Consider the following 11,414-nt stretch of genomic DNA (forward strand, 5'->3'; position numbering starts at 1 on the left):
AGAGCAACAGCTCGCCAGCACAGGCTGGCGAGCCTACTTCTCATAGTCGATCTGATTGATCCACCAGCAGGTTTCGCCAGCCGGCGTATGAACAATGGCCTCGTCGCCCACTTCCTTCTTCAGCAGCGCCCTGGCCATGGGCGAGTCGATGGAAATGTAGTCCTTGCGCAGATAGATCTCGTCGTATCCAACGATACGAAAGCGCTTGATCTCGGCAGCCTCGTTTTCCACTTCTACCCAGGCGCCAAAGAACACTCGCCCTTCCTGCTCTGGCGCGTAGGAAACCACCTTCATGTCTTCCAGACGCTTGCGTATGTAACGCACCCGGCGATCAATTTCCCGCAAGAGTTTTTTGTTGTACTGATAGTCCGCGTTCTCACTGCGGTCACCCAATGACGCGGCCCAAGTGACCTTCTGGGTAATATCCGGGCGCTTCTCCCGCCACAGATAATCCAACTCCTGCTTCAGAGCGTCGTAACCATCCTGTGTGATGAGCTTAGTACTCAATTGGCTTGTCACCTTCCAGCCTTGTACATGCTGTTCTGTTATTTGAATGAGCTGATGCACTCGGCCCGTCATGGGAGGGTTGTTACGCCCCCTTCTCCCAGCCAGTCAGCACTATCAGATTTGTCCGATTTAGATTTCAGAGAGGTCAGCCAATCATAGAGCCAAACAGCTGAGGCTTACGGCACAAGACACACCTTAAGTAACAGTGTTTGCACCCAGCCTGAGGCACAACTTGAAACCTACTTATCCAAAGCACCCGCCAATACTGACCAACACCTCTAAAAACAAAGGGAACGCACTAAATGGGCAACATCATTATCGTCGATGACCATCCTCTGATTCGACTGGCCATCAGGTCGGTGCTGGAACCCCACCATCACACCATCGTTGCCGAAGCCGACAACGGTGCGGACGCGGTGCAACTGGTGCGAAAGCACATGCCGGACCTGTTGATCCTCGACCTGGGTATTCCCAACCTGGACGGCTTTTCGGTCATCGCCCATATCAAGTCCGCGGACCTGCTTGTAAAAACCCTAGTTCTGACTTCCAGTGACTCGAAGAACTTCGCCCTGCGATGCCTGCAAGCGGGAGCCGCGGGATTTCTGTGCAAGACTGAAAACCTTCACGAGCTGGCCAATGCGGTTAAAGCCATTCTGTCCGGGTACAGCTACTTCCCGGAAGACACCATCAATATCCTGCAGCAAAACACCAATGCCGCCAGTCAGGAGAGCGTGTTGATCTCGCGCCTGACCGATCGCGAGATCACGGTGCTGAAGCTCCTGGCAAGCGGCCTCAACAACCAGCAGATTGCCGACGCTCTGTTGATCAGCCACAAGACCGTCAGTACCTACAAGGTTCGCTTGCTCAAGCGCTTCAACATTTCCAACCTCGTGGCGCTGGCCGATCTGGCAAAACGTAACGCCGTAGTTTGAACATTAACCCGTTGTCGCTTCACTCATGACCAGCAGTAACTGCAACCGGGACTGTCCCAATCAGTGCTTGTTAGGTGGGGCCACAATCTGAATACGGCGCAGTTCAGCAACAAACTGTACAGCGCCGCCGAAACCTCTATGCAACTAGCGGCGAATGATCAGGCCTTGGCGAGCGACGCGGGTCAGTTGCTTGATGACTTCAGCAGCATCCGCTGCACTGGGGGCCGGAATGACCGCCAGATCAAAGCTATCGCTGGCAAAACGTGCCAGAGACTCGCCCTCTTCAACAAACTGAATCAAAAAGGCCGCCGGGCCCGGGGAACGCCGTGGCCAGCCGTCGAGGTAACGCAACAAGGTGGGTTGATGTTTGCCGCCAAGAAGGATTTTCGGGTTGCGCTGGGAAAGACTCGCCGTGATCGGCGCAAGACGTACAAGGGGGCGTGGTGCATTCATCGTATTGTGTCTCTGCCTCAAGTTTCTGCCGGGCAGGTGAGAGGCAACACCGAACCAGCGCTTTAGCGGTATTTCGAAGCCAGAATATAGCTTCTAACAGTGATCTTTCGACTCACTTGGCGCCCCGCAAGTAGCTGTTTAAATCGGCGCATGAGCAGCATCCTAGAGAAGCCAGCAGGTCAGTGTCAAGATTTCCCAACAACGAAAAAGGCCTGCATTGGCAGGCCTTGGAAATTTTCCTGGCAGTTGATCCAGAGCCGCCGAAGACCAACTTGACGGATGAATCGAGCTCGTCAAATCACTTGGTTATTGCTGCATCCACAGACAACTTGCCAGCACCTTCGAACAGGACCGCGACAGTACCGCCCAGCAGAGCCAGGGCGAACTCATAGCCGTTATTGGCCATGAACAAACCATTGCCGATATGCACCGAGAAGATCGCCACCAACAAGGTAAAGGACAAGCCCAGAGCTGCCGGACGCGCCAGCAAGCCAATGACCAGCGCCAAACCAGCGAAGAACTCGGTACCACCTGCCAACAACGCCATCAGATACCCAGGAGCCAGACCAATGCTTTCCATCCACTGAGCCGTTCCCGCCAGACCGCCTCCCCCGAACCAGCCAAAGAGTTTCTGCGAACCGTGGGCCGCAAAGATGATACCGACGAAGATCCGCAAGACGCTCAAGCCGTAACCAGCGCGAGTACTCAGTAGGTTTTTGATCAATGTGCTCATGCTCTGTAGTCCTGTGTATGGTGGGGAAGTTGGTCGCCATATTAATCAATTTTTATCATGCTAAAAGCGCAAAAAACCCAAGATAAAAATCAGTTTTTTCGATTATTTGCGAGACGCAACTTTTCGCTCCTGAGGCTCCAGAGAGCCTCGCTCACGGTCAAAGGCCAGATAGTATTTATTGACGCTATTAACATAGCTGACCGCGCCCATGCCCACCTGCTCCATGGCAATACGCTCAACCTGGAAAAACCATTGATTGGGATTCAGTCCACGGCGCCGGGCCTCGCTGCGCATTCCTTGTACCCGTTCCGGGCCCATGTTGTAGGCCGCCAGGACGAACGCCATGCGCTCGCGTTCGTTAAGCTTGGGGCTGGAGAAGAACTTACGGCGGATCATCGCCAGGTACTTGGCACCGGCCTGAACATTGTTGTCCAGAGACTGGATATTGTTGACCCCGACCCTTTGCGCCGCCGAAGGCGTGATCTGCATCAGCCCGGTTGGGCCGCTGCCGCTCCTGGCGCTGGGCTGCAAGGCCGACTCCTTGAACGCCAGGGCCGCCAGATTCAGCCAGTCCATACCCTGCTCCCCCGCATGCTTCTGCAACACCGGCCGCAGTTTTTCCAGGCGCTGTCGATCGGCCCGAGCCAGGGGGTAATGCACCTGGTACTGGCGACGATAGATACGCAAGAAGGCTACATCCTGGTCCGCTGGAGTCTTATAGGTCTTGAGGAAACGATCGATACTTGCCCGCAACATCGAGGCATCGCGCCGGACAAACCAGTGCTCCTCTCCCGGCTCACTGATCTTCAATTGCCTGTCAAAACGCAACTTGGGCAGGATCTTGCTCCAACGCTCGGCAATCGGCTGCTCGACAATGGTCAGGTGGAAGATCCCGCCCTGGACCATTTCCAGCACATCTTCCACCGCCAGACTGGGGTCCACCCACTCGACCTTGATCGGCGCCAGCTTGTGCAACGCAAGTTTCTGATTGATCTGACTCACCGCATCCCCTGCGGCGCTACCAGTGGTCAGGGTCAGAGTCTTGCCGGACAGCTGTTCGATACGCGTATAACGACGCTCGCCCTTGATCCCCACCAGCAGTAAGGGAACATTACTGACGATCGGATCGCTGGAACTGACCGCATGCCCTAGCTGAGCCTCCAACAACTCACCGGGAGCCACCAGATCCCCTTCTCCTCGCTGCAAGGCGCCAAGCAGTTGATCCTTGGCTTTGGGAATGATCTTGAGGCTGATTTCCTGACCGTCACGGGCATGGCCGTTGAGATACTGCTCGAACGAGCGCAGACGATGGTACTCGACGCCAATGGCCTGGCCCTGGACTTCACCGGAACTATTGCGGCTCTGGTTGACCAGTACCCGCAGAACCCGACTGCTGCGGATCTCCGCCAGGTCGCGGACCTTTCCCGCAGCCTGGGTTTCCGACGGCCCCGCCAAGCGCGCCATGGCCGGCAATGGCAGTAGCAACGTCAGGCACAGCGCGAGCAATATCGAGGGTCGGGTCATCCGTTCTCCGCAAAGAATACTGTTCAACCCTTCGTCGTTTTTTGAAGAATTGATCGACAGAAACAGAGCGCCATGAGTACTGGCAAGGTGCGAAAGACAAACGCAATGGCAGTAAAAAGCCTGAGCACTACGTTCTTCCGGCAACAAAAGACAGCGTTAACTCGTTGTAGTTCTTGGTTTTTCTTATAAATCTACAGCTCTGATATGCTTTCCGGCCGCAGGCGGAGATAGCACCATGCAACTCATCGATATCGGCGTCAACCTGACCAATCCCTGTTTTGCCGAAAAACATCAAGCCGTTCTCGATCGTGCTTATGAGGCTGGGATCTGCCAATTGGTCCTGACCGGAACCAGCGTCGAAGGTAGCGAACAGGCCCTGGAACTGTGCCAGCAACTGGACAGCAACGGGCAGCGACTGTTCGCCACCGCGGGCCTGCACCCTCACGCTGCCAGCGACTGGAATGCCGACAGCTCGCGGCGTTTGCGCGCATTGCTCAGCGAGCCACGGGTACGTGCAGTGGGCGAATGCGGACTGGACTTCAATCGCGACTTCTCCCCCCGCCCACAACAGGAAAAAGTCCTGGAAGAACACTTGTCCCTGGCGGCCGAGCTGCAACTGCCGGTGTTCCTCCACGAGCGCGACGCCAATCAGCGTCTGCTGGATATCCTGCGGGACTTTCGTGACCGTTTGCCAGCAGCCGTGGTGCATTGTTTCACCGGTGAACAACGGGCGCTGTTCAGTTACCTTGATCTTGACCTGCACATCGGCATCACCGGCTGGATCTGCGACGAACGCCGGGGTACCCACCTGCACCCACTGGTACGCAACATTCCCCGCGGGCGTCTGATGCTGGAAAGCGATGCTCCCTATCTGCTGCCGCGCAGTCTGCGACCAAAACCGAAGAGCGGCCGTAACGAACCGGCCTATCTGACCGAGGTCTTGAGGGAAGTGGCACAGCACCGGGAAGAGACCCCGAAAGACCTGGCCAACCACAGCACCGCCTGCTCCAGAGCTTTCTTCCGCTTGCCAGAGATTGCTTGACTCATATCAAGATTTTTCCGAGATCATGACGGCACAATAATGGCACCTTGCCAATACTGTTCCGCTCAATCAGAGAAAACCTTCTATGGGTGCCTGGCTTAGCAATATCTCGTTGAAATACAAATTCTGGGCGGTCAATGCGGTCGCCTTTGTCACCACCTTGCTATTGGTGCTTTACGCCGTGCAACTGGAGCAGCAGGCACGTAGCCAGACCGCCCAGGCCGCCGCCCATAGCCAGGCCCTGCTGCTCAATGCCTGGCCTGCAGGACAGCCCCTGCCCACCGATGAACACCTACTGACTTTCTCCCAGGGACAGACGCCCAGTTTCAACGACCAGGCGTTGCCCGAGCTGAACGGCGCCAACGGCTGGATCGAGATCAACCACATGCCGCTGTTCGGTACCAACCCGTTGCTGGGCGCCGAAGTCGTCCATCGCGCCGACGGCCAGCAGGTTGCAGTCCTGGCCCGCGCTCCAAGCCTGGCCCAGGTCTTCAGTGACCGCTTCACCAACTATGCAGCGGCCGTATTCATCCTGATGTTCGCCATGCTCTGCGCCTCGCAGTTGCTGATTCGCTTTCTCCTCAGCCAACTCAATACCCTCAAGGACGTCATGCTGCATGTTGAGAAGACCGGCGATCTGTCTGCCCGCGTACCGCTCTCCTGTAAGGACGAGGTGGGCCAGATGGCCAGCGCGTTCAACGCCATGCAGGCCGGCTACCAACGGGTGGTGAATACCGTGGCCAATACCGCTCGCCAATTGGATCAGGGCGCCGCGCGCCTAGCCTCAAGCATGAATGATGTACGCCACGGCATGCTCGGCCAGCAGAGCGAAACCGATCAGGCCGCCACCGCCATCAACGAAATGTCCGCCACCGTCTACCACATTGCCCAGCATGCAGGTGCCACTCGTGACCTGTCGCAAACTGCCGACACCCTGGCCGGCACTGGCCATGAAGTGGTCGGTCGAGTGCAGAAATCCATCGCTGGGCTGTCCAGTGGCGTGCAACAAACTGCCGAGATGATTCAGAAACTCGCCGAGGACAGCCAGAAAATCAACGGCGTGGTCAACGTCATCCACAGCATCGCCGAGCAAACCAATCTGCTGGCGCTCAACGCCGCCATTGAGGCCGCACGAGCCGGCGAAATGGGTCGCGGCTTTGCCGTGGTGGCAGATGAAGTACGCAACCTGGCCAAACGCGTACAGGCCTCGACCGACGAAATCACCGGCATGGTGTCCGCCCTGCAAGCCGGTACCCGCGATGCGGTGGACTTCATGCAGGAAAGCTCGTTCAAAGCCGACGACTGCGTGCAACAGGCACAGGAAGCCGGGGCGGCACTGGCGGAAATCACCGGCGCGGTGGCACAGATGCGCGAAAGCAACACTCAGATCGCCGTCGCCGCGGAACAGCAGAGCCAGGTGGCCGAAGAAATGAATAGAGCGGTGGTCAGCATTCGCGATGTTACCGAAAACACCGTGCAACAGACCGTTGCTTCCGCCACGACCAGCAGTGAACTGGCGACCCTGGCCGGCGAATTGAGCAAGGCCATCGGCCAGTTGAAGCTCTGATCCGCCAGCATGAGCCGCTACCCCGTAGCAGCCACCTGCCCTCACCCCACTGGCTATCGAACCGATAGCCAGCCTTGATTCGCCGCCAAACCGACTGCGCCCTATTCTTAGTCCATGAGTTTTCAAGCACTAAGGATGATCATCATGGGCAAACGTCACCCCAACCTCCCCGCCTGGCAATGGCGCGTCTACCCGCACAGCCACCAGCATCCGACCAACCTGGTTTTGCACCTGATCGCCGTCCCGCTGTTCATTGTCGGTTTTCTGCTGATTGCTTCGGGAGTGTTCTCCCTGAGTTTCCTGAGCCTGGCCATTGGCGTGCTCGGAGTGCTGGCTGCCCTCGGTTTGCAGCGTCACGGCCATAGCCTGGAGGCACAAGCCGGCGAACCATTCAGCGATCGCAAAGATGCAGTGCAACGCCTGCTGATGGAGCAGTTCGTGACCTTTCCACGCTTTGTCCTCAGCGGTGCCTGGTGGCGTGCCTGGCGGCAACGCCACCGTCACTGACGGATCAGGCGAAGATGGTTACCGTCTGCCGACTCAGGGCAATCAGTTGCCCCTCAGGGCTCCACAACGCGGCGGCAGCGTGCCCGTAGCCATCACGGGCATGCTCGATTTCCACCCGGTACTTGCACCAGTCCAGGGTGCTGATTGACAACAACGGCTGGACGAATTCGATAGTCCAGGTCAGGGTGCTGCCCGCCGCTGGCTTGTTCAAATGCGGCAACAGGGCCGGCGGCCAGGCATCCACCAGCGCCAGGATATGCGCCTCGGTCACCGGCTCCTCTTTGACATCCCCCCGCAGGCGCACCCAGCCCCCCATGTCCCGGGAACGGTTGCCAGTGAAGGGCATGCCGCCGATGCTCCAGCGCATTGCCAAATGACGCATGAATTCCGGCGTCACGCCCTTGATGTAGGGCAGTTCCTGGCACTCCTCCCAATGCTTCATCTCAGGCGCCGGAAGTGCGCCGACACTGACCACAGACTCGCGGGAAGCGCCAAAGCTGCCCTGCACCAGGGTCACCACTTGGCCGTCCTGCATGACGCGTCCCAGCACCTGGCTGACAGCCTTGCCTTCGCGCAGCACATCCACTTCAAAACTGACCGGTACATCCGGTGACACTGGGCCGACAAAGGTGACCGCCAAGGAACGTACCGGCCGGTCCAGCGGGACCTTGGCCCGCATCGCTTCGTACTGCAAGGCAACCACCAGGCCACCAAAACTGGCACGCCCCTGAGCCCACTCGGGCGGAATGGTCAACGCCTGGGGCTGGCCGCGTACGGCCTCAAGCAAATCGTAAAAACGCATGAAAACCTCGAGGGGCAAAAAATTGACTCAAGGATCTTAACCAGCGTCGCAGAGCCGCACAGCCACTATTCTGGCCAAAGCAGCGGACAGATAAGCCGCACAACGGTAGTCAGTTCCTGAAGCAATCGCCATGAAGCTTGTCCAGTACCTGGTCGGCGCGGGCCTGGGACTTGTGCATGGTTTTACGCCAGGTGGCGACACAGGGCAGCAAGTCCATCTGCTGTTCGGCCTGAGCCAGCCATTGCCAGCAATCATGCCAATCCCCCAATGCCCCCTGGGCTGCCTTGAGGCGTTTCATGGCTTGGGGTGGCAAACGATCCAGTTCGGGGTATGCATCGGCGGCGTAGCGCACACGCTTGATCAACAGTCGCAGGCGATGCCGGTCGTGGGCGGGATCACGCAACGCCTCACCCAGGGCTTTCCACTGCTTGGACAAGCGTTTTTCAATCTTTCCTCGTAAACCACGCAGCAGACCCTGACGTTCGGAGGCCCGTAGAAACCGCGGAAACGCATCCAGTACCAGAAACAACTGCGCCAACGGCGGCCCGGCGGCGATCGCCGAATACTCCCCTTGCAACTGAGCGGTACGACGCTCGGCGGCAGCATGCAGGCCATGCTGATACAGATAAGCGGCCAACACTTCGCGGTCACGAATCGGCGTCGTCAGCTGTCCCACGTCACTGGCTGCAGCCTCCAACTGCTCGACACCAGGCAAACCGCGCAATGGACGCAACAAGCTGCGCAAGCGGCGCACAGTGATACGCAAGTCATGCAGTGCCTCGGCATCAGTGGCGGCAGCCAGCCGCGCCTGACAAGCCAGCAAGCTCACTTCCAGGCTCAGGATCTGAACCACCAATCGATCAACCAAGGCAGACATCAGGCTTTCCCCAATACGGCTCACAAGCCCGATGTGGGCTTATCCGACTCAAGAATGACACCCCAGGCCCAAGAACGGCGTTGCGCCATGTCATTGGGGTCCAGGGTGGAGATTCACCGCTTCAGCGTAGCGGCTGGCGCGGCTCAGCGCCCGGCGCGGGACTCACGAATATAGAAGCGCGCCTTCTCGGCTTTCTTGGTGCACCCTTCAAAGGCTTCGAATTGCTGCTGAGTCTTGGCCCCCGTCAGCAACGACAAGGCCTTTGAATAACTCACAGTGCCGGCGAAACCTTCAGCCTTGGCCAGGTCCAGCTCGCGCCAGGCGGCGTCCAGCTGAGTGCCACAGCTGTCCCGGTAGGCGGTCTTGCCTGCGCAACCGGTCAGTACCAATGCCATCAGGGGCAAGCAGATCCAGGCTTTCATCAATGACACCTCAAGAAAAGAAAACAGTCGTACAGGGTAAGACGATGGCCGCGTAAAAAAGTGCCTGACGCAACCCTTGGAAAATATAGCCGCAGGAGCATAGCCGCGCGGCCCGAGCCCCCCAAGGAAAAAACACCGGACAGGTCCGGCCTTACATCAGCAATTGAACCCCAGGCCGCTATGGGTGCATTGTTGCAACCTGTTTGGCGAAGGGACGAATCATGAACAAACGTGTCGCATTGGTCCTCGGCTCGGGAGGCGCTCGCGGGTACGCCCATATCGGGGTCATCGAGGAGATCGAAAGACGCGGGTATGACATCGCCTGCATCGCCGGTTGCTCCATGGGCGCCGTGGTGGGCGGCATCTATGCCGCAGGCAAGCTCGCCGAGTATCGGGAGTGGATCGAAAGCCTGGATTACCTTGATGTACTGCGCCTGGTGGACGTGAGTTTCCGCCTGGGGGCGATTCGCGGCGAGAAAGTCTTCGGCCAGATCCGCAAGATCGTCGGTGAAGTGAATATCGAAGAGCTGCGCATTCCCTACACCGCGGTAGCCACTGACCTGACCAACCAACAGGAAATCTGGTTCCAGGAAGGCTGCCTGCATCAAGCCATGCGCGCGTCCGCAGCCATCCCAAGCCTGTTCACCCCGGTGATGCAGGGTAACCGCATGCTGGTGGACGGCGGTCTGCTCAACCCGCTGCCGATCGTGCCAGTGGTCTCCAGCCACTGCGACCTGATCATCGCGGTCAACCTCAACTCCACCAACCAGCGCCATTATCAGTTACCGGTGATCCAGCGCCCCCCGGCGTTCAAAAGCCGCTTTGACAGCCTGATCAACTCCCTGGGCTCGCACCTGCCGTTCCGGCGTAAACAGGCCGAACAACTATTGCTGCTGGAACAGGAGGCCTTCAAGAACCAAGCCGCCGAGATCAATCCCTGGGTCGAAGGTGCCGAACCGGAATCCCAGCAACCGGCTGCTGCGCCTGAAACCGACGGCGCGCCCAAGTCCGCCAGCGGTTCGTTCATCATCGACAACGTCGGTCCGGCCTCGCTACTGGACCTGGTGAACCAGAGCTTCGAGGTCATGCAGACGTCCCTGGCCCAATACAAGATCGCCGGCTATCCACCGGACATATTGATCAACGTGCCCAAGCGTGTGTGCCGGTTCTTCGAGTTCTACAAGGCCCCGGAACTGATCGCCCTGGGTCGTGAAATCGCCAGCGATACCCTGGACCGCTACGAACAGGAACAATAGCAAGCCCCGACATTCCAGCCCTCTAAGGCTCAGGGCTCGCTCCCCAAGAGACGGTAGCCAACCCCCGCCTCGGTGACGATGAACCGTGGTTGGGTCGGATCATCCGCCAGTTTCTGGCGTAAATGCCCGACCACGATCCGCAGGTAATGACTGTCCTCGGTGTGGGTCGGCCCCCAGATGTCCTTGAGCAGCTGCTGTTGGGTGATCACCCGACCGGGGTGTCGTGCCAGTTGCGCCAGCACAGCGTACTCCTTGCGCGTCAGGGCCACTTCCTGGCCATCGAGCAGTACCCGACGGTAGGCCAGGTCCACCGTCAGCGGCCCAACTTGCAACGCCGCTTCCTGCACCTCCCCCACCGGCGCCTGGCGCAACAGGGCGCGGATGCGTGCCAGGAACTCCTGGATGCCGAAAGGCTTGGTCACGTAATCGTTGGCGCCACCGTCCAGGGCCTCGACCTTCTGCACCTCGCTGGCACGCACCGAAAGCACCAGCACGGGCACCGTCGACCACTCACGAAACTCGCGCAGTACCTGCTGGCCATCCATGTCCGGAAGCCCCAGGTCGAGCACCAGCAGATCCGGCTTGTTCAGTGCCGCCTGGGCCAGGCCCTCGGTACCGGTACCGGCTTCAATCACTTTGTATCCTTGGGACGCCAAGCTGATGCGCAGGAACTTGCGGATCTGCGGCTCGTCGTCGATGACCAGGATGGTCGCGGTCTGGCTCATGGGTTCAATTCAAGACAAATAAGAGGCAAAAGAGTAGCGCAAGGCTGCTCCGGTAATCCCGGTAGCG

Annotated in this window: 13 protein-coding genes; 5 read left to right on the forward strand and 8 right to left on the reverse strand. The window is 58.6% G+C overall.

Annotated elements, in window-relative coordinates; all coding sequences use genetic code 11:
* Positions 1 to 33: 33 nt before the first annotated feature.
* Entirely contained in the window at positions 34 to 507 is a 474-nt protein-coding gene (gene greB, locus J5M73_RS03675) for a transcription elongation factor GreB (RefSeq protein WP_102860884.1), read from the reverse strand.
* Between the two features lie 302 nt (positions 508 to 809).
* On the opposite strand from greB, the gene J5M73_RS03680 reads away from it, so the two are divergent.
* Entirely contained in the window at positions 810 to 1,439 is a 630-nt protein-coding gene (locus J5M73_RS03680; protein WP_102860883.1) for a response regulator transcription factor, read from the forward strand.
* 144 nt (positions 1,440 to 1,583) lie between these two features.
* Here the strand turns inward: J5M73_RS03680 and J5M73_RS03685 are convergent, their stop codons facing one another.
* The 3 genes from J5M73_RS03685 to J5M73_RS03695 all read right to left on the reverse strand — a co-directional run bounded on the left by J5M73_RS03685 (position 1,584) and on the right by J5M73_RS03695 (position 4,149).
* Entirely contained in the window at positions 1,584 to 1,892 is a 309-nt protein-coding gene (locus tag J5M73_RS03685; protein ID WP_102860882.1) for a hypothetical protein, read from the reverse strand.
* A 298-nt stretch (positions 1,893 to 2,190) separates the two neighbouring features.
* Entirely contained in the window at positions 2,191 to 2,625 is a 435-nt protein-coding gene (locus J5M73_RS03690; protein WP_102860881.1) for a DoxX family protein, read from the reverse strand.
* A 102-nt stretch (positions 2,626 to 2,727) separates the two neighbouring features.
* A complete protein-coding gene (locus J5M73_RS03695) occupies positions 2,728 to 4,149 on the reverse strand; it encodes a transglycosylase SLT domain-containing protein (protein WP_102860880.1) in 1,422 nt (473 codons plus the stop codon).
* Positions 4,150 to 4,384: 235 nt separating this feature from the next.
* Between J5M73_RS03695 and J5M73_RS03700 the strand changes: the two genes are divergently transcribed.
* From J5M73_RS03700 to J5M73_RS03710, 3 genes are all read left to right on the forward strand, one after another.
* Positions 4,385 to 5,191, forward strand: a complete 807-nt coding sequence (locus tag J5M73_RS03700) for a TatD family hydrolase (protein ID WP_102860879.1) — start codon at positions 4,385 to 4,387, stop codon at positions 5,189 to 5,191.
* A gap of 85 nt (positions 5,192 to 5,276) precedes the next feature.
* Positions 5,277 to 6,758 (forward strand): methyl-accepting chemotaxis protein, encoded by a 1,482-nt coding sequence (locus tag J5M73_RS03705; protein ID WP_102860878.1) that lies wholly within the window; start codon positions 5,277 to 5,279, stop codon positions 6,756 to 6,758.
* A 144-nt stretch (positions 6,759 to 6,902) separates the two neighbouring features.
* Entirely contained in the window at positions 6,903 to 7,265 is a 363-nt protein-coding gene (locus tag J5M73_RS03710) for a terminase (protein WP_102861005.1), read from the forward strand.
* A gap of 4 nt (positions 7,266 to 7,269) precedes the next feature.
* Here the strand turns inward: J5M73_RS03710 and J5M73_RS03715 are convergent, their stop codons facing one another.
* From J5M73_RS03715 to J5M73_RS03725, 3 genes are all read right to left on the reverse strand, one after another.
* On the reverse strand, positions 7,270 to 8,067 hold the full coding sequence (locus tag J5M73_RS03715) for a thioesterase family protein (protein ID WP_102860877.1): 798 nt from the start codon (positions 8,065 to 8,067) through the stop codon (positions 7,270 to 7,272).
* Between the two features lie 109 nt (positions 8,068 to 8,176).
* Positions 8,177 to 8,944 (reverse strand): CHAD domain-containing protein, encoded by a 768-nt coding sequence (locus tag J5M73_RS03720; protein WP_102860876.1) that lies wholly within the window; start codon positions 8,942 to 8,944, stop codon positions 8,177 to 8,179.
* Positions 8,945 to 9,087: 143 nt separating this feature from the next.
* On the reverse strand, positions 9,088 to 9,366 hold the full coding sequence (locus J5M73_RS03725) for a hypothetical protein (protein WP_102860875.1): 279 nt from the start codon (positions 9,364 to 9,366) through the stop codon (positions 9,088 to 9,090).
* A 221-nt stretch (positions 9,367 to 9,587) separates the two neighbouring features.
* On the opposite strand from J5M73_RS03725, the gene J5M73_RS03730 reads away from it, so the two are divergent.
* Positions 9,588 to 10,622: a patatin-like phospholipase family protein gene (locus tag J5M73_RS03730; RefSeq protein WP_102860874.1), complete on the forward strand. Its 1,035-nt coding sequence runs from the start codon at positions 9,588 to 9,590 to the stop codon at positions 10,620 to 10,622.
* A gap of 29 nt (positions 10,623 to 10,651) precedes the next feature.
* On the opposite strand, the gene J5M73_RS03735 is transcribed toward J5M73_RS03730, so the two are convergent.
* Positions 10,652 to 11,347 carry a response regulator gene (locus J5M73_RS03735; protein WP_102860873.1) on the reverse strand — a complete coding sequence of 232 codons (696 nt, stop codon included), beginning with the start codon at positions 11,345 to 11,347 and terminating at the stop codon, positions 10,652 to 10,654.
* Positions 11,348 to 11,414 lie beyond the last annotated feature (67 nt).

The sequence above is a fragment of the Pseudomonas sp. 50_B genome (assembly GCF_017491625.1).
Lineage (GTDB): Bacteria > Pseudomonadota > Gammaproteobacteria > Pseudomonadales > Pseudomonadaceae > Aquipseudomonas > Aquipseudomonas danubii.